General features: G+C 63.3%; 19 protein-coding genes. 11 read left to right on the plus strand and 8 right to left on the minus strand.

Features of this window, described 5'->3' with window-relative positions; all coding sequences use genetic code 11:
• Position 1: 1 nt before the first annotated feature.
• The 3 genes from NKH91_RS17000 to NKH91_RS17010 are packed head-to-tail and all read left to right on the plus strand — an operon-like array spanning position 2 to position 3,263.
• Positions 2 to 706: an XdhC family protein gene (locus tag NKH91_RS17000; protein ID WP_352481162.1), complete on the plus strand. Its 705-nt coding sequence runs from the start codon at positions 2 to 4 to the stop codon at positions 704 to 706.
• A complete protein-coding gene (locus NKH91_RS17005) occupies positions 703 to 2,313 on the plus strand; it encodes an NTP transferase domain-containing protein (RefSeq protein WP_352845028.1) in 1,611 nt (536 codons plus the stop codon). Before NKH91_RS17000 ends, NKH91_RS17005 begins: the two co-directional genes overlap by 4 nt.
• Positions 2,314 to 2,345: 32 nt before the next feature.
• Positions 2,346 to 3,263: an alpha/beta hydrolase gene (locus NKH91_RS17010; protein ID WP_352855843.1), complete on the plus strand. Its 918-nt coding sequence runs from the start codon at positions 2,346 to 2,348 to the stop codon at positions 3,261 to 3,263.
• On the opposite strand, the gene NKH91_RS17015 is transcribed toward NKH91_RS17010, so the two are convergent.
• Positions 3,260 to 4,291: a DUF1176 domain-containing protein gene (locus tag NKH91_RS17015; protein WP_023717409.1), complete on the minus strand. Its 1,032-nt coding sequence runs from the start codon at positions 4,289 to 4,291 to the stop codon at positions 3,260 to 3,262. The two genes, NKH91_RS17010 and NKH91_RS17015, sit on opposite strands and share 4 nt — an antisense overlap.
• A gap of 123 nt (positions 4,292 to 4,414) precedes the next feature.
• On the opposite strand from NKH91_RS17015, the gene NKH91_RS17020 reads away from it, so the two are divergent.
• Positions 4,415 to 4,921 carry a DUF1993 domain-containing protein gene (locus tag NKH91_RS17020; RefSeq protein WP_023717410.1) on the plus strand — a complete coding sequence of 169 codons (507 nt, stop codon included), beginning with the start codon at positions 4,415 to 4,417 and terminating at the stop codon, positions 4,919 to 4,921.
• A gap of 52 nt (positions 4,922 to 4,973) precedes the next feature.
• On the opposite strand, the gene NKH91_RS17025 is transcribed toward NKH91_RS17020, so the two are convergent.
• Positions 4,974 to 5,138: a hypothetical protein gene (locus NKH91_RS17025; RefSeq protein WP_023674744.1), complete on the minus strand. Its 165-nt coding sequence runs from the start codon at positions 5,136 to 5,138 to the stop codon at positions 4,974 to 4,976.
• A 385-nt stretch (positions 5,139 to 5,523) separates the two neighbouring features.
• Here NKH91_RS17025 and NKH91_RS17030 point away from each other — a divergent pair, with 385 nt between their 5' ends.
• Together NKH91_RS17030 and NKH91_RS17035 are read left to right on the plus strand one after the other, a co-directional pair.
• On the plus strand, positions 5,524 to 6,591 hold the full coding sequence (locus tag NKH91_RS17030; protein WP_023717412.1) for an aldo/keto reductase: 1,068 nt from the start codon (positions 5,524 to 5,526) through the stop codon (positions 6,589 to 6,591).
• 48 nt (positions 6,592 to 6,639) lie between these two features.
• Positions 6,640 to 7,905, plus strand: coding sequence for a cysteine desulfurase-like protein (locus NKH91_RS17035; RefSeq protein WP_352845027.1), 1,266 nt, complete (start codon positions 6,640 to 6,642; stop codon positions 7,903 to 7,905).
• An 18-nt stretch (positions 7,906 to 7,923) separates the two neighbouring features.
• Here NKH91_RS17035 and NKH91_RS17040 read toward each other — a convergent pair whose 3' ends face one another.
• The 5 genes from NKH91_RS17040 to NKH91_RS17060 all read right to left on the minus strand — a co-directional run bounded on the left by NKH91_RS17040 (position 7,924) and on the right by NKH91_RS17060 (position 13,604).
• Positions 7,924 to 8,955: a histone deacetylase family protein gene (locus NKH91_RS17040; RefSeq protein ID WP_023717413.1), complete on the minus strand. Its 1,032-nt coding sequence runs from the start codon at positions 8,953 to 8,955 to the stop codon at positions 7,924 to 7,926.
• Complete coding sequence (locus NKH91_RS17045) at positions 8,952 to 9,461, minus strand: GNAT family N-acetyltransferase (RefSeq protein ID WP_352845025.1); 510 nt, start codon at positions 9,459 to 9,461, stop codon at positions 8,952 to 8,954. Before NKH91_RS17045 ends, NKH91_RS17040 begins: the two co-directional genes overlap by 4 nt.
• Before the next feature lie 193 nt (positions 9,462 to 9,654).
• Positions 9,655 to 10,584, minus strand: coding sequence for a 3,5-dioxohexanoate:acetyl-CoA acetone transferase (kce, locus tag NKH91_RS17050; RefSeq protein WP_023717415.1), 930 nt, complete (start codon positions 10,582 to 10,584; stop codon positions 9,655 to 9,657).
• Positions 10,585 to 10,594: 10 nt separating this feature from the next.
• A complete protein-coding gene (locus NKH91_RS17055) occupies positions 10,595 to 11,962 on the minus strand; it encodes an aminotransferase family protein (protein ID WP_023717416.1) in 1,368 nt (455 codons plus the stop codon).
• A gap of 1 nt (position 11,963) precedes the next feature.
• Positions 11,964 to 13,604, minus strand: coding sequence for a N,N-dimethylformamidase beta subunit family domain-containing protein (locus NKH91_RS17060; protein ID WP_352845024.1), 1,641 nt, complete (start codon positions 13,602 to 13,604; stop codon positions 11,964 to 11,966).
• A 156-nt stretch (positions 13,605 to 13,760) separates the two neighbouring features.
• Here NKH91_RS17060 and NKH91_RS17065 point away from each other — a divergent pair, with 156 nt between their 5' ends.
• The 5 genes from NKH91_RS17065 to NKH91_RS17085 all read left to right on the plus strand — a co-directional run bounded on the left by NKH91_RS17065 (position 13,761) and on the right by NKH91_RS17085 (position 16,525).
• Positions 13,761 to 14,009 carry a ParB N-terminal domain-containing protein gene (locus NKH91_RS17065; protein WP_352481155.1) on the plus strand — a complete coding sequence of 83 codons (249 nt, stop codon included), beginning with the start codon at positions 13,761 to 13,763 and terminating at the stop codon, positions 14,007 to 14,009.
• A gap of 124 nt (positions 14,010 to 14,133) precedes the next feature.
• A complete protein-coding gene (locus tag NKH91_RS17070; protein WP_352845023.1) occupies positions 14,134 to 14,619 on the plus strand; it encodes an SRPBCC family protein in 486 nt (161 codons plus the stop codon).
• Positions 14,620 to 14,643: 24 nt separating this feature from the next.
• On the plus strand, positions 14,644 to 15,600 hold the full coding sequence (locus NKH91_RS17075) for an alpha/beta fold hydrolase (RefSeq protein ID WP_352481153.1): 957 nt from the start codon (positions 14,644 to 14,646) through the stop codon (positions 15,598 to 15,600).
• 195 nt (positions 15,601 to 15,795) lie between these two features.
• On the plus strand, positions 15,796 to 16,194 hold the full coding sequence (locus tag NKH91_RS17080) for a GFA family protein (RefSeq protein WP_352481152.1): 399 nt from the start codon (positions 15,796 to 15,798) through the stop codon (positions 16,192 to 16,194).
• Positions 16,195 to 16,312: 118 nt separating this feature from the next.
• Positions 16,313 to 16,525 (plus strand): hypothetical protein, encoded by a 213-nt coding sequence (locus tag NKH91_RS17085; protein ID WP_352495816.1) that lies wholly within the window; start codon positions 16,313 to 16,315, stop codon positions 16,523 to 16,525.
• Between the two features lie 13 nt (positions 16,526 to 16,538).
• Here NKH91_RS17085 and NKH91_RS17090 read toward each other — a convergent pair whose 3' ends face one another.
• Positions 16,539 to 17,450, minus strand: coding sequence for a hypothetical protein (locus tag NKH91_RS17090; RefSeq protein WP_352817500.1), 912 nt, complete (start codon positions 17,448 to 17,450; stop codon positions 16,539 to 16,541).
• Between the last annotated feature and the right edge of the window lie 196 nt (positions 17,451 to 17,646).

Below are 17,646 nucleotides of genomic sequence, written 5' to 3' on the forward strand. Positions count from 1 at the left end.
GATGGATCCTTACGCGCTGAAGACACTCAACGCCGAACGTCGTGCCCGCCGCGCGGCGATTTTGGTAACCGATCTTGGTGACGGCCGGGACCGTATCGTGCGCGAGGGCGACCAGGTTGCCGGCGAACTCGGGGCAGCCATCGCCAAGGCATTCCGCACCGGCAATTCCGGGTCGGTCGAAGCTGAGGGACGGGCCTTCTTCCTCAACGCACATCTGCCGCAGCCACGCCTGGTGGTGATCGGCGCCGTCCACATCAGCCAGGCGCTTGCACCGATGGCCAGGATCGCCGGCTATCCCGTCGAGATCATCGATCCGCGCACGGCGTTTGCCACGTCCGACCGCTTTCCCGACATCGCGCTGCATGCCGAATGGCCGGAGGATGTCCTGAAGCGTCAGCCGCTCGACGGCTATACCGCGCTGGCTGCCCTCACTCATGATCCGAAGATCGACGATTTCGCGCTGAAGGCGGCGCTCGACGCCAACTGCTTCTATGTCGGGGCGCTTGGCAGTCGCAAGACCCATGCGAAACGCGTCGAACGCTTGCTGGCCTTGGGCGCGACCGCCGACCAGATCGCCCGCATTCATGCACCGATCGGCCTCGACATTGGGGCTGCCAGCCCGGCCGAGATCGCCGTCGCGGTGTTGGCGCAAGCGATCCACGCCTTTCGCTCTCGCGGCCTCGAATCCAAAGGCGCGGTCGCGTGAAATTTGGTCCCGTTCCGATCGATGCGGCCGAAGGGGCAGTGCTGGCGCACGCCACCACAGCCGGAGAGCGCCGCTTCCGCAAGGCGCACAGGCTAAGCGCCGAGGATGTGTCCCTGTTGAAGGCCTCCGGGATTTCCGAGGTCGTCGCGGCGGTGTTGGCGCCCGATGATCTCAGCGAGGATGCCGCGGCCGAAAAGCTCGCCGCATATATGATCCATCGCAACATTGAGGCGAAGCCCGCTGCGACCGGCAGGGTCAACCTCCACGCGCAGGCTGCCGGCATATTCACCGTCGACGCGGCGATGATCGACGCCATCAATGCCGTCGATCCGACGATTACCATCGCCACGCTGGCGCAGCATGCGCCGGTCGAAAAAGGTCAGATGGTTGCGACGGTGAAAATCATTCCGTTTGCGGTCGCCTTCGCTTTGGTCGATGCGGTGGCAAGGATCTGCGCCGAGGGCGAGATTTTTGCGGTCAACGCCTATCAGCCGGTGCGCGTCGGCGTCATCCAGACGGTGCTGCCCGGCATCAAGCCGAGCGTGCTCGACAAGACGCTGCGCGTCACCGAAGTGCGCCTGGCGCGTTCGGGCAGCCGGCTGACGACGGAGCGTCGAACCCCGCATGAGGTCAGCCCCGTCGCCGAGGCTGCCGCCTCGCTGATCCGCGACAACGATATGGTGGTGATCTTCGGCGCCTCGGCGATGGCCGATTTCGGCGACGTCGTGCCCGCCGCCATCGAAAGGGCAAGCGGCACCGTCATTCGCGCCGGCATGCCGGTCGATCCTGGCAATCTGCTGGTGCTCGGCAATCTAGGCGGCAAGCGCATCATCGGTGCGCCCGGTTGCGCCCGTAGCCCCAAGGAGAACGGCTTCGACTGGGTGCTCGACCGGCTGATTGCTGGTCTCGACGTGACCGCCAGGGATATTGCCGGCATGGGCGTTGGCGGGCTGCTGATGGAAATTCCGACGCGGCCGCAGCCGCGCGAGCCGCTGCCGGCCAAAGCAGAACCAAGGGTCGAGACGGTGCTTCTGGCGGCCGGCCGCTCCAGCCGCATGAGCGGGCCGAACAAGCTTTTGGCGCTGTTCGACGGCAAGCCCCTGGTCCGCCGCACCGCCGAACGCGCGGTCGGTTCGAAAGCCGCGGCCACCATCGTCGTCACCGGCCACGAGCGCGAGCGCGTGCGCAGCGCACTGTCGGGCATGGATGTGACCTTCGCCGACAATCCGGATTTCGCCGAGGGTCTGTCTTCGTCGCTGAAGGCAGGCATCGCCAAGGTTTCTGGCGACGCCGCCGGCGCCCTGATCGTCCTCGGCGATATGCCGGGCGTCGCCTCGGCCGACATCGACAGGCTGATCGAGGCGTTCCGCAAGTCCGAAGGGCGATCGGTGGTGCGCGCCTCTCATAATGGCCGGCGCGGCAACCCGGTGCTGCTGCCGCGCTCGCTGTTCGCCGCCATCGCTCACCTCGAAGGCGATACCGGTGCCCGTCATCTGGTCGAGGCCGAAGGGCTCGACGTCATCGATGTCGAGATCGGCGAAGGGGCGGCCGTCGATGTCGACACGCGCGAGGCGCTGGAAAGCGCCGGCGGCGTGCTGCAGGATTGACAAACCGAAGCCGAAAAACGCATGGCTGCGGGATGGCCTTTCGTTCTTGCTTCCGGTTCCGCTTGCCCCCCTCTGGCCTCCCGGCCCTGCTGATCGCGATTCTTTTGTCGCTCTCTTGTGCCGCCTACGCCAACGCTCTCGAACTCAAACCCTTCAAGGATGATCTGTTCGCCTATCCGGCGACGCTCTCATCCGAAAACAACGGCGCCTATACGGTCATCGACTATCGTGAGTTGCGCGACATCAACGCCCGTGACGAAGTGCCTGAGCGTCGTGTGCACGCGCAATACACCGATACCGGCGTGCGCAAGGTGCAGCAGGATCTGTTGCTGAAGACCGACGCTGGAGATGTCCGCCACATTGCCGTCGGCAAAGTCGGGGGCGCCAGCATCATCGTGCTTTACCTGCACGGGCAGGGCGGCAGCCGTAAGCAGGGCACCGACGACATCACCTTCGGCGGCAATTTCAACCGCATCAAGAACCTGATGGCCGGCAATGGCGGCCTCTATCTGTCGCCGGATTTTTCCGACTTCGGCGACACCGGTGCCGCCCAGATCGCTGCGCTGATCGGCCACTATGCCGAGCAGTCGCCGGGCGCAAAAATCTTCGTCGCCTGTGGCTCGATGGGCGGTTCGTTATGCTGGAAGCTGGCCGATCGCAAGGACACCGGCGGGCGCATCGACGGGCTGCTGCTGCTCGGCTCGCTGTGGGATGAGAGTTTCTTCTCAAGCCCCGCATTCAAGCGTCGTGTGCCGGTCTTCTTCGGCCAGGGTAGCAAGGACCCGGTGTTTCCAATCGAGAAACAGGAAGGCTTCTTCCGATCGATCCTAGCCAAATCGAGAACCTATCCGACCCGCTTCGTCCGTTTTGAAACTGGCACGCATGGCACGCCAATCCGCATGACCGACTGGCGGGGTACACTCAACTGGATGTTATCGAAGGCCCCCTAGGGCGCGGTGTTGTAGTCGACGACCGTCTGCGGATTTTCCTCGCCGTCGTAAGACGCGTCGACGTCGTACTGGACCAGGGAAAAATCGCCGTTGCGAAACAGATATGTCCCCGATGAAGAGGCATCGCCGATGCCACGCCATTTGTTGAACGTAGCGATCGTCTTGGTCTCTTCGTCGTAATCGGAATTGGTTGCCCAGCCGGAGGTCTGGAAGCCAACTATGGTCATGCCCAGCAATTTGCCTTCGCTGTCGTTGTTTTCGTAGCGAATGTCCATTTCGGGTTCGGCGAACTGCAATTGCCTGACGCCGAGCACGTCGTCGCTCATGTAATAAATAGAGCTTTCGTTATAGGCCGCGGCCGAGCAGGAGAAGTGGAAAAGCCGCGTTTCCCTTTCGGGATCACTGGCAGCCGCATCCTTGTCCTTATAGTGGATCGAGAAAATGTCCGGCTCCTGCGCCAAAAGATCCTTGTCGCACTGGTCGCCATAAGTCGTGGCAAACGCTCTGTTGGCCTGCTCAAGCGCTGCGTCCTTCTTCGGCGGCGGCGGTCCTTCGCCGCAGCTTGCCGGCACGGCATCCTCGAAATCGGCCTTTGACGGTTTCAGCGCACCCTTGTCGATGAAGATCGAGCGAAATGGCGGTTCCTGGATCGAGGCGTTGATCTGGCGCAGCGTATAGCAGCCGGCAAAGACATTTTCGCTGCCGTCCTTGGCTGTCGCCCGGATGGCGACCGGAACGCTGTAGTAGATACTGCCGGCAGCACCGTCTTCGGACACACCACCGGTTTTTACGTCGACCGTGTCGGTGCCGTCATAGCCTTTGACGAAGGAGTTGAAATCCTTGGCCGGCTTGGTGTCGCCGAAATAGTCCCAGGCGCGCGCGAATTCGTGCCGGCTGATGGCACTATAAAGCGACCGGATGACCGCTTCGGCATTCGACCTGTCGTCGATATAAGGCGCGTCTGCGGCGAGCGCCGATTGGCCGGCAAGAGAGATAAAAGCGGCCGTTGCGAAAAGGGCGCGTCTCATCGGGAACCTCCACTCGATGAAAAATCCTATCATATCGATTGCGGCGACGTGGTGACGCTTGAACAATCGCGTGCGAAAGCGCTACCTCTCGCCGTCGGCAGTCGGGCCGCGTGGAGATTTCTTGTGACCATATCAATGTATGAAGCATCCGTGCCGGTATTTTCGGCGAGGCTGAAGGCACTGGCCAACGTCCTGAGCATTGCCGAGCAAAATGCGGCTGACCGGAAGATCGATCCGCAGGTGTATCTCACGGCGAGGCTGGCGCCGGACATGTTCGCCCTGACCAGGCAGGTACAGATTGCCACCGATCACGCCAAGGGCGCGCCGTCGCGGCTGGCCGGGCGTGAGGTGCCAAAATACGAGGACAATGAGGCGAGCTTCGCCGATCTGCAGGCCCGCCTTAGCAAGACATTGGCTCATCTCGCGACATTTTCGGCGGCCGAATTCGATGGTTCAGATGACAGGATGGTCGAACTGAGGCTTGCGGGACGCGAGGTTTCGATGCCAGGAATGCAGTATCTGTTGCATGCCGCCATGCCCAATTTCTATTTCCACCTGACCACTGCCTATGACATCCTGCGCCACAACGGCGTGCCATTGGGCAAGTCGATCTTCCTCGGATTGCGTTGAGATTCGCTCAGGAGATATCCCGGCCGCGCCGGGATATCTCGCGGTGCACTGTTTAGCGCAAGGACATTTCCCGGGCGATGCGTGGGAAATCGGCCGGCTTGACGCCGATATCGGCGCGATCGGCATTGCTCATCGAATGGAGTAGCGCCAGTGCCGCGCGATAGCGCAGCTGTTCCCGCGGACGCGGACGGGCGAACATTTCAGTGAAGAATCCCATGATTCAAGCCCCTCTATTGAAACCTCCACGGCCTTCAATATAGGCGGATCATGACGATTGTGCAGTGCAGCATTCGCATGGCAGCCATGCTGCCCCGATCTTTTTTGACATAATTCGGCTGGTCCGGCGAAACTTCTGCGGCACTTCGACCGTATGCGTCAGTGCCGGCATTTGGCCGGTTTTTCCTCGCCGTTCCTGGCGAACTTCCGGACTGCATGCACATGCAGTCCGGCTTTTTATTGGCCGTGGGGATAAACCCCGTTCGCCGGCATCCTGGGAAAGTCGCCTGGCCTGCCGGCGGCGGGCTTGGAAGCGGCCGGCGCTTTCCTGTATGCTATTGCTTCCTCCTCGCGCAGCCGCGCAAAATTCCCGCCGGAGAACCTCCATGCACAAACGCCGCCTCGGCCAGACCGATCTTTTCGTGTCGCAGATCTGCCTCGGCTCGATGACCTGGGGCCAGCAGAACACCGAGGCGGACGGTCACGCTCAGATGGATTTGGCGTTTGCGCGCGGCGTCAATTTCATCGACACCGCCGAACTCTATCCGATCCCGCCCAAGGCCGAGACGCAGGGCCGCACCGAGACAATCATCGGCAACTGGATGAAGGAGAAGCGCAATCGCGGCCAGGTGATCATCGCCTCGAAAGTGGTGGGCCGCACCGCCAACACCTGGTTTCGCGGCGACCGCCCGTCGAAGCTGGTGCGCGCCGACATCTTCGACGCTATTGATAAGTCACTCGCCAGGCTCAACACCGATTACATCGATCTCTACCAGATCCATTGGCCGGAACGCGACGTACCGTGGGGCGCCAATCCGAACCGCATCGGCGCCGTGCCGCGACGCTCCGATGCCGCCGGCGTGCCGGAGGGCGAGACGCCGATCGCCGAGACGCTTGGTGTGTTCGACGAGCTGGTGAAGGCCGGCAAGATCCGCCACTTCGGCCTGTCGAACGAGAATTCCTGGGGCGTCATGCGTTTCATTGCCGAAGCCGACAAGGGCCTCGGCCCGCGCGTCGTCTCGTTGCAGAACGCCTATAATTTCGTCAACCGCACCTTCGAGGTGAACCTTGCCGAAGTCTGCGAGCGCGAGCAGGTGTCGCTGCTTGCCTATTCGCCGCTGGCGCAAGGCTATTTGACCGGCAAATACGATCATGGCGCGCGGCCGCAGGGCTCGCGCTCGCAGTTGTTCAACCGCGGCCAGCGCTACGAGACGCCGAATGCTGCCGAAGTGCAGCTCGAATACAACCGGTTGGCGCGCACCTTCGGCATGGAGCCGGCCCTGTTTGCCAATGCCTATGTCTCGAACCGGCCCTTGGTCACCTCGAACATCATCGGTGCCACCACCATTTCGCAACTCGAAATGGCGCTCTCTTCCGCCAACGTGGTCTGGACCGAGGACATGCAGAAAGCCGTCGATGCGATCCACCAGCGCGTCGGCAATCCGTGCCCGTGAGGCGTCGAGACGTGATCGTCCGATGATCATAAGGGGAGGGGAACAGCCATGGACTTCCGGATCGACGCGGTGCGCGCAAAATTTCCGGCTTTGTCGCTGAGCGACAATGGCCGCAGGCGCATCTATCTCGACAATCCTGCCGGCACGCAGGTGCCGCAGGCGGTGGCGGACGCGGTGTCACGCTGCCTGCTGACCACCAATGCCAATCTCGGCGGCTTCTTCGAGACCACCATCGCGGCACAAGACATCGTCGACGAGGCCCATCTGGCGATGGCGGATTTCCTTGGCGCGGCAAGTCAGCAGGAAATTATCATCGGCGCCAACATGACGACGCTGACCTACCACATGTCGCGAACGCTTGGCCGTACGATGAAGCCCGGCGACGAGATCATCCTCACCCGCATGGACCATGAGGGCAACGTCTCGCCCTGGCTGCAACTGGCTGAAGACCTTGGCCTTGTCGTGCGCTGGCTGCCTTTCGACCAGCAGAGCTGGCAAATCGAGGAGGCGGCGCTTGCCGCGTTGCTTTCCGAGAGGACGCGGCTCGTTGCGCTCAACTACGCCAGCAATCTCACCGGGTCGATCAACCGGGTGAAGGCGTTGACCCGCACTGCCAGGCAGGCCGGTGCGTTGGTCTACGTCGATGCCGTGCAGTTCGCCCCGCATGGCCTGATCGACGTCCAAAATCTCGGCTGTGATTTCCTGATCTGCTCGGCCTACAAGTTCTTCGGCCCACATATGGGAATTTTGTGGGGCAGGCTGGACGTCGTCGATGCGCTGAAGCCGTACAAATGCCGTTGCTCGTCCAATGCCTTGCCGGAGCGCTTCGAGCTCGGCACGCCGCAAATTGAATTGATGGCCGGCCTGTCGGCGGCGGTCGATTATCTTGCCGAGCTGGGCGGGGCGGCCGGCGATCAAGCATCGCGCCGCCAGAAAATAACCAAGGCCTTCGAATTGTCGATCGCTTACGAGAACCCGCTGGCGCAACGGCTGATCGACGGTCTGTCGGATATTGCCGGCCTGACCATCCACGGCATCACCGATCCGAAGCGGATCAATGAGCGCGTGCCGACGGTGTCCTTCACCGTCCAAGGCATCGTGCCGGAGGCGATCGTGCGGCAGATGAATGCGGAAAACATCTTCCTATGGTCCGGCCACAACTACGCCTGGGAGATTGTGCACCAGCTCGGCATTCCGGCCGACCAGGGCGTCGTGCGCATAGGCATCGCTCATTACAACACTTCAGCCGAGATCGACGAGACGCTGGAGAGTGTGCACCGCGTTGTCGCCATGCTGAGGCAGGAACGATCCTGAGCGCGCCTCGCGGGCCGATCATCGCTTGTGGGCGCCGCCAAAACCGGTGAGGAAGGCGGTGAGATTGTCGCCGAGCTCGTCGCAGAGATAGCCGCCTTCCTGGACGATGACTGTCGATAGGCCGAGACCGGCGATGGCCTCGCCAATGCGCGAGAAACCGGGCGTGCTCACCGACAGCCCACCGAACGGATCGCCCTCGAAGGCGTCGAGGCCGAGCGCCACCACCAGCGCTTCTGGCGCAAAGGCGCGGATACGCTGGAAAGCCACGTCCAGTGCTTCGAGGAATGCGGCGTCGCCGGATTTGCGCGGCAGCGGCAGGTTGAGATTGTAGCCGAGGCCGGCGCCTTCGCCGCGCTCGTCGGCATGGCCCCAGAAAAACGGATAGAAGCGCACCGGGTCGGCATGCAGCGACACGGTGAGCACGTCCGGCCGGGCATAGAAGATGCCCTGCGTGCCATTGCCGTGATGCAGGTCGACGTCGAGGATCGCCACCCGCGCCGCTTGCTTGCGCAGAACCCGTGCGGCGACCGCCGAATTGTTGATGAAGCAGAAGCCGCCGGCGACCTCGGCAAAGGCGTGATGGCCGGGCGGACGGCAGAGCGCATAGGCTGAAGGCACGCCCGACATCACCGCCTCGGCTGCTTCAACCGCGCTCCAGGCGCTCCACAGTGCGCTCTGCCACGTCTCGCCGGAGATCGGGCAGGCGGTGTCGGCCATGTGGTAGCCGGCCTGGCCGACTGCCGAGGCAGGATAGGAGCCGTGCCGCGCGATCGGATGGATGTTGGGAATGACCTCGGCAGAGGCACCCTCGATGCGCTGCCAGCGCGCGAAGATATGCTGGAGGAAATCGAGATATTCGGGCGTATGCACCGCCGCAATCGGGCCGAGCCCGTGATCCCGCGGCCGTTCGATCGTGCAGCCGGCAGCCTTTGCGCCGGCTAGCAATCGCTCGACCCGTTCCGGCTTTTCCGGATTGGGCTGCGGCGCGCCGCTTGAGAGGAACGCCTTCGGGTCGTGGCGCTTCTGTTCTTCGGCATAGAAGGCTTTCATGTTGGCTCCTCCGGTGCATCGGCGAAGGCGAAAAAGGCGTCGCCGACGATCTTCTGCACCTGCTCGTAGCTCGACCAGGCAATGCCCAACTGTTCGTAAAAAGCCTTGGCGGTCTCGTTGTCGGTATCGACGGACAGCCTGAGATAGACGCCGCCTGCCTTCCGGCACTGCGCCGCCACCCGGCGCAGCAGGCGCTCGCCGATCCTGCGGCCGCGAAACCGGTCCTCGACGTAGAGGTCCTGCACATACACGCCGGGTCGTCCCATCCATGTCGAGAAGATCGGAAAATGCAGGCAAAGCCCGGCAAATTCGCCGCCGACTTCGGCGATCAAGGTCGAGAAGGCAGGCTTTTCGCCAAAGCCATAGGTGCGGAGATCCGCAGTTGTCGAGGTGATCTCCTGATGTGCGCCGACATGCGCGCCGAGCCGTAGGAGTGCGGCGTGGACGGTTTCGACGTCCTCCACCCGGCCGGGGCGGATAAGCACGTTTGTGGATGGCGTACTCACGGCAGGCAGGGCGCCCAGGCACCCCCCTCTGTCCTGCCGGACATCTCCCCCTCAAGGGGGGAGATTGGATGTCGCGCCGGGTTTCGCCATTCACCAACGTTGCAGGGTGAGCAGCGAGATCGAAGCTGCCGATCTCTCCCCTTGAGGGGGAGATGGCCCACAGGCCAGAGGGGGGTGTGCCGGAGCGCAACCATCAGAACGCCACACGGTCGCCGCCCTTGAGCGCCAGCATCTGCCGCGCCTCGGCCGGCGTCGCGACGTCCAGCGACAGCCCGTCGAGCACGCTGCGGATACGGCGGACCTGGTCGGCATTGGACTTGGCCAGTTGGCGCCCGTCGTAGAGGCTGTCCTCCAGCCCGACGCGGACATTGCCGCCCATCGCCGCCGCAATCGAGATCATCGGCATCTGATGGCGTCCGGCGGCCAGCACCGAAAACTGGTAGCTGTCGCCGAACAGTTTGTCGGCGATGCGCTTCATGTGGATCAGGTTTTCGGGATCGGCGCCGATGCCACCGAGGATGCCGAACACGAACTGGATGAACAGCGGTCCCGACACCAGCCCGCGGTCGCGGAAATGCGCCAGCGAGTAGAGGTGGCCGACATCGTAGCACTCGAATTCAAAGCGCGTGCCGCAACCACGCCCAAGCTTCTCAAGCACCGTCTCCATGTCGGCAAAGGTGTTCTTGAAGATCGTGTCGCGGGTCGCCTCGAGCAGCTTCGGCTCCCATTCGTGCTGCCACTCCCGCGGCCGCTCGAGCATGGGGAACAGCGCGAAATTCATCGAGCCCATGTTGAGCGAGCACATTTCCGGCTCCGCCCTGAGCGGGGCGGCCAACCGCTGGTCGAGCGTCATCAGCGAGGAGCCACCGGTGGTGATGTTGATCACTGCGTCGGTCGCCTGCTTGATGCGCGGCAGGAACTGCATGAACACCTCGGGGTCGGCGGTCGGCCTTCCATCCTTGGGGTCGCGGGCGTGAAGATGCAGGATCGAGGCACCGGCTTCGGCGGCGGCGATCGCGTCGGCGGCGATCTGGTCCGGCGTCACCGGCAGATGCGGCGACATCGATGGTGTGTGCACCGACCCGGTGACGGCGCAGGTGATAATGATTTTTCGCGGCGCCATGGTTCGCCCCTCAGCCTTCGACCGGCAGGTCGAGTTCACCGGCCAGCACTTCGAGCGAGTCGCCGATGATGGCTACGATCTCGCCGATCTGCGCGGCGGTGACGATCATCGGCGGCGCGACCATGAAATTGTCGCCGTCGACGCCGCCCTTGACCTTGCGTCCGTAGATGATCAGTCCGCGCTCATAGGCGAGGTCGAGCAGCCGCTGGGTGGCCTTCTTTGCCGGCTCGATCGGCCTCAGCGTATCTGGGTCGGCGACCATTTCGGCACCTGTGAGCAGGCCCTTGCCGCGGACGTCGGCGATGAACGGAAACCGCTTCGCCAATCCCTTCAGCTCGTCCATCAAAAGCTTGCCCATATCGGCCGCATTGGCGATCAGGCCGAGACGGTCCATCTCGCCGAGCACGGCGAGCCCGGCGGCGCAGGCGAGCGGGTTGCCGGCATAGGTATGGCCATGCTGGAAGCCGCCCGATGCGAGCAATGGCTGCACCAGCCGCATCGGTGCCGCCAGCGCGCCGAGCGGCGCGTAGCCCGAGCCCAGCCCCTTCGACAGCGCAACGATGTCGGGCTTGCAGTTCCAGTGGTCGCCGCCGAGGAATTTTCCGGTGCGACCGGCGCCGCTCATCACCTCGTCATGGATGAGCAGGATGCCGTAGCGATCGCAGATCTCGCGGATGCGCGGATAGTAGCTGTCCGGCGCCACCAGTGCTGCCGTGGCAGCGCCGCCGACCGGCTCCATGATGAAGGCGAGCACGCTGTCCGGCCCCTCGGCGAGAATCTTCTCCTCCAGCATGTCGGCATAGCGGATGCCGCGCTGTTCCATCGAAAGATTGTCGCGGTCGCGCCAGGCGATGGGCGCCGGCACGGTCGGCATCACTTGCATCATCGGCGCAAATGTTTCGGCCAGCGCATCGTCGCCGGTGACGGCGAGCGCACCCAGCGTGCCGCCATGATAGGACGGAAAACGCGTGATCACCTTCCAGCGGCTGGGCTGGCCGGTGGCGACCGCCCATTGCCGCGCCAGCTTGACGCAGGATTCCGTTGCCTCCGAGCCGCCGGAGACGAAAAAGATGCGGTCCAGGCCCTCGGGGAGTTTGGCCGCCAGTTGCCGCGCGAGCTCCTCGGCCGGTTCGTTCTCGAAATGCAGGCGGTAGGCGAAGGTGGCGCGGTCCATCTGCCGTTTCATCGCGTCGAGCACGTTGCGGTTGGAGTGGCCGATATTGGCGACCATCGGCCCGCTCGATCCGTCGATGAAGCGGCGGCCATCCTGCGTCCACATGTAGATGCCTTCGGCGCGGTCGATCAGCGGCCGACGCAGGCTGGACAGATAAAACAGATGCGAGGCTTCGCGGGCTTCCGGGACAGGGGGCTTCAGCATGTCATGGCTTTCCAAGATAGCGGTCGAGGACATTTCTGGTGACGCGCTCGACCATCGCGTCCTGCCTTAGCAGGCCGGCGACCCATTCGCAGCTTCCTGCGTGAAACACCTCGCCCTTGCCGCGCGGGAAATTGACGATCATGCCGTTGCCGCGTTTGACCTTGTCGAGATTGGCGTCGCTTGCCTCGCCGAACAGCGTTTCGGCGGTGAAGCGACCGTCCTCGTCGCCGAGGAACTGGTCCTCGAACGGAATGTCGGCGCTTTCCTCGACCTGGGCAGCCATGCCGACCGCGAGCACCTGCAGGCCGTCCGGTGCGCCGCTGTCGGGCGTGGGGTAGGGTAGGCCGCCGCGGATCTCGAAATCGAGCCCGTCGACCTCGTAGCCATAGACATGGCTGTCGGCGCCGAGCAGGTCGCCATAGTAGATGCCGGTGCCGGCAAACGCCCAATGCTCAGGCCGGTAGACCGGAAAGCCGCGTACGCCGCGCGGCGCGCAGCCGCCCCAGCCCGCATAGACGCCTCTTGTCGCGTTGAGGCCGAAGGTCGCCGCCCCCGGCCGGCCGATTTCCGGCGCTTCCCAGGAATTGGTGGCGCGCCTTATATCGCCGCCGCGATAGGCCGGGTCCTCTGCGCGAGCGCGGTATTTGTAGCAGACCTGCCGGCGGCCTTCGTCCTCCAGCCTGGTCTGCCACATGAAATTGCCGGCGAAGCGCGCCGCATGGCCGCCGCGCTCGACATAGGTGTCGACCGCATCGCGCATCTCCCAGGTCCAGTATTCGTCGTGGCCGACGAAGACGACGCAGTCGTAGCCGTCGAGAATGTCGGGCGAAAAATGCAGATCGTGCTGGCTGGCAAGATCGACGGCGTAGCCGGCACGCTCGGCGAAGCGGAAGAAATGGCTGTCATAGCTTGCCCAGCCGGACGAGGCGTATTTCTTCGAATGGCCGGTGGCAAACGCCCATTCCATATGCGGATAGCGCGGCACGGTTTTCGGCGGCACGGCGACTTCGAGCGGCACGCGCGGCGCGTCCCTGGGCAGCACGACGAAGCCGCGGCACCAAGGCCGCTGCGTCGACACTATTCGTGCATACTGGTCGCGGCCTGGCCCGGTGATGCCTTCGTAATGGTTGGAACCGCCCCATGTGTTGTAGGCGAGCCAGGTGCCGGTGGCCGCGACCTGCAGCACGCGACCAAGCTTCTTGCCGGGCTGCGGCGCGACGATGAAAAGATGGTGGTAGCGGATCGGCTTGCCGTCGCGAGCGTCGGCTTCAAGCGTGACGCGATAGGCGCCGGACGGCCAGTCGTCGCCGATGCAAAATTCGAACGATGCTTCCCAGTCGCAGCCCTCGACCGAACACTGATCAGGCGTATCCTGCCAGCGCGCCGCGATCCCGGTCCTTTCGAATATCGTCGTTTCCCTACCGCCGTCGCGGACGATCGCGATGCCGAAACTGGCGGCCGTCGAGCTGACATGCAGCGCCACCATCTCGCCGGGGCGGTAGGAAAAACGGTCGCTGTAGCACCAGATTTCGCCGCGCCCGCCATCCATACCCGGCCATTCCCAGTAATGGCTGCGCACCGCCTGGCGTCGCTGCTCCGGCGTCAGTCCGAAATCGGGAAACTCGGTCGGCAGATGGTTCATGGACACCGCTAAGGTCGAAGGCCGCCATTTCGGCCATCCACCGGCCAAGCGTCAATTGGAAACGATCGGGCCAGTCATCGCCGGGCTGCTCCCTTGGCCTTGCCGGACAAACAGACTATCTCACAAACCGCGGCCTTGTCCGCCACGGGAGCCGATATGCTGAGAGTGCAAAAGGTTAGGGTCAACGACATTTACGTGCCGACCGCGCGCAAGAAGACGCTGCATCCCGAGACCGTCCGCCATCTGGCCGAGGACATTCTGGAAAACGGCATGAAGACGCCGATCCAGGTGCGCCATGACGGCAAGCGCCACATCCTCGTCGAAGGCCTGCACCGGTTGGAAGCGGCCAAGTGGCTGGGCGAGACCGAGATCGACGCCTACCTCGTCCAAGCCAAGCGCCACTGAAGCCACTCGGTTCCGTCGTTCGAATCTCCGGTCCCGCGGATTTTTTCTCGCGGACCCGTGTCGGCTTGCGTCTTGTCGGTTCGTCCTAGACACGAAAGCCAAACCCGACATGTGAGGAAACACCATGACCACCAAGCTCGACATCGCCCCCAACTCCGACCGCGAACTGGTTCTCGCCCGCATCATCGATGCACCGCGCGAGAACGTCTATCGCTGCTGGACCGAGCCGAAGCTGTTGACGCAATGGTTTGCGCCGAAGCCGTGGATGACGCCGCGCGCTGAGATGGACGTTCGCGCCGGCGGCACCAGCCTGGTCGTCATGGCCGGTCCCGACGGCAACGAGTTTGCGAACCCCGGCGTCTTCCTCGAAGTCGTGCCGGGCAGGAAGCTCGTCTTCACCGATGCCTATACCAAGGCGTGGGAGCCTTCCGCCAAACCGTTCATGACCGGCATTGTGACACTCGAGGACGAGGGCACGGGCAAGACCCGCTACGTCGCCCGGGTTGCGCATTGGTCGGTCGCCGACCGCGAACAGCACGAGAAAATGGGTTTTCACGAGGGCTGGGGCCAGTGCGCCGAACAGCTCGAGGAAGTCGCAAAGCGACTTTGATGCAAACGGGAGAGGGAGACTGACATGTCCAGATCGATATTTTTCGCCATTTTCGCTTCGGCCGCCGCGCTGTTTGCGGCGCCGGGCACCATCAACGCTGAGGAGGCCAAGCCCGCCATGACGACCGCAACCGCAACATTGCCGAAGCCGGAAAAATCCGGCCTGCTGCCGATCAACGGTTTGAACTATTATTACGCCGTCTATGGTAAGGGAGAGCCGCTGCTTCTGCTGCATGGCGGGCTCGGCACGACGGATATGTTCGCGCCGATCCTGCCGAAGCTTACCGAAAACCGCACCGTCATCGGCGTCGACCTGCAGGGCCATGGCCGCACCGCACTCGGCGACCGGCCGCTCAGCCTGGAGGCGATGGGCGACGACATGGCGGCGATCGTCAAGGCGCTCGGCTACGACAAGGTCGACGTCATGGGTTATTCGCTGGGTGGCGGCGTCGCCTTCCGCATGGCCGTGCAGCATCCCGAGGCGGTGCGCCGGCTGGTGCTGGTCTCGACCCCCTACGCCGCGGACGGCTTCTATGCCGAGATGCGTGGCCAGCAGGCACAGGTCGGCGCGGCGATGGCTGACATGATGAAGGACACGCCGATGTACAAATCCTACGTCGCCGTTGCGCCGCATCCGGAGGATTTTCCGAAACTCCTCGATCAACTTGGCGCCTATATGCGCAAGGACTACGATTATTCCGCCGACGTGCCGAAGCTGAAAATGCCGGTGATGCTGGTGTTTGGCGACAGCGACATGTACCGGCCCGAGCACGAGATCAAATTCTACCAGATGCTCGGCGGCGGATTGAAGGACGCCGGCTGGATGCGCGAGAACCTGTCGCAGAACCGCCTGGCGATCGTGCCGAACCGCACCCACTACGATGTGTTCTTCGCGCCGGAACTGACACCTGCCGCGCTGCCGTTCCTTAATGGCGAGACCAAGGTCAAGACCTGGGACGAAGTCGTCAACGAAACGAACTGACACGCAGTCAATTGTCTGCCGGCCGTCTCCCGCGAGACGGCCGGCATTTCGTCGATGAGGCCTTGGCGCGGCGCATCGAGCCAATCGTGTATCGGCCGCATCACAGCTATAGATGGCGCCATCAAAGCTTTTCAATTGACGCTGCCACGCCTATCGATAGGTATCGCCTATCCTTACAGGGAAGGGACGCGGGCGATGGCTGGATATCAGGGTGGATGTTTGTGCGGCGCGGTGCGCTACCGCGCCGAGGCGGCACCGATCAATGAGCGGATCTGCCATTGCCGGTTGTGCCAGAAGGCGCTGGGTGCCGCCTTCAACGCGCGCATGCTGTTCCGTATCGACGATGTGACGGTCGACGGTCCGCTGGCGATGGTGAATTCCTCGCCCGATCTCAAGCGCGGCTTTTGCCCGCGCTGCGGCACGACGATGTTTTCCCGGCGCGATTCCGCCGGCATCATCGGCGTCACCACCGGCTCGCTCGATGACCCCTCAGTGTTCAGGCCCGAGATGCATATCTGGACCGCCTCGAAGCAGCCCTGGGTGCAGATCGACGACGGCCTGCCGCAATATGAAGGCGCGCCACCTCCGGTTTGAGGTGAAATCTGGACAAAATTTAATCCAAAGCGACACGAGATAGCCGGCAAAGCGTCATTGGCGGGCCATCATTGCTGCCTATCTATTGCGTGCGGGCGGCAGTCGAGGAGGCGACGGAATGAACGACAGCATCAACACCCTGGACGAACTCTTGAGCGATCCGATGATCAAGCTGGTGATGGAGCGCGACCGCGTGCAACCGGCGCAACTTCGCACGCTGCTCGAAGAAAAAGTCCGGCGGGCGGACGATGATGTGGCGGTCAACGATCGTTTTGTACCGCCGGCCCACCTGATGGCCACGACCTGCCACAAGCTGTGGCTGTGCGGCTAGGGTCTTGAAGCGGTTAGCCGGAATTTGCCGGCAAATAGCTGTAATGGCTGCGGAAATAAGCGAGTTTGAAGCCGAGACGTGCATAGTTGCGATAGGCCGGCCCGTCGCGTTCGGCTTGCGGCGCCTCGATATCGGCCACGAACAGTTTTGCACCGGCCGCAAGTCCGTCGCGCACCATCGCTTCGCCGAGCATTGCATCGAGATCGAAGCTCGGCGCCATGATGCCGGGCACCGGCGCGTCGATGCCGCTCCAGGCCATGCCGTCGGTGCCGATGAACATCGAGCGCACCGCCGCCGCGCCGTCGCGCCGCAGCATGTAATGGTGCCAGCCGCGCCGGCCGGCCAGCGCCAGTAACCACGGTGAGGTCGGCAACCGGTATTGGCTGTCGATGAACCCAGCCCATTCCCTTGCCGTTGCCGGCGTCACCCGCTCGACCGAGACATCCTCCGTCGGGAAAAGCGGCTCCGCTGGCAACGGCGTGGCGTCGCGAAAGATGCGTTCCCAGCCTCCCTGACGCTGCAGGCCGCGCGCCTCGAGCCAGCAGCTGAGCGTCGCGGGCTCGGTGTGTGGGTTGGTGTAGAACCAGGGCCGCAGAATGCCGGCGTCGCGATAATGCCTCAGAAGCGTATCGAGCCGGCTCTCGGTGGCCGCGCTATCGACACCAAGGTTCTTGACGCAGTTGAAATGGATGAACGGGATCGTCGTGCAGGTGGTCCAGACGAGATCGCCATCTTCGGCGATGGCTAGGCCTTGCCTTGCGGCAAAGTCTGCCGGGGCGGCGCGATAGAGATCGAGCCAGGCATCGACCTCAGCGCGTTCGATGACGCGGCTGAGATCGCCGGATATCTCGTCGATCCCGATGGCGGGCGAGCGTGGCTCCGGCGTGACTAAGGGCTGCAATTCTGACAAGGCGGCGGGCTGCATGACTCCCTCCCAAGTATGGCCTTACATCGTAAGATTAGCGAAGACTAATCTCACGCAGTGAGTTGTCAAGCGGGATTGCGAAGCCAGCGACGTGGCCGAACGGTGGAAGGGCAGCGTCCCTTTGCCCGCCGACGTCTCGACGAGAGCCCTAACAATTCGATTCAAACTTTGTTGGTAGTTTCTTGTTAGGAATCCA

Source organism: Mesorhizobium sp. M0894, assembly GCF_040319725.1.
Taxonomy (GTDB): Bacteria; Pseudomonadota; Alphaproteobacteria; order Rhizobiales; family Rhizobiaceae; genus Mesorhizobium.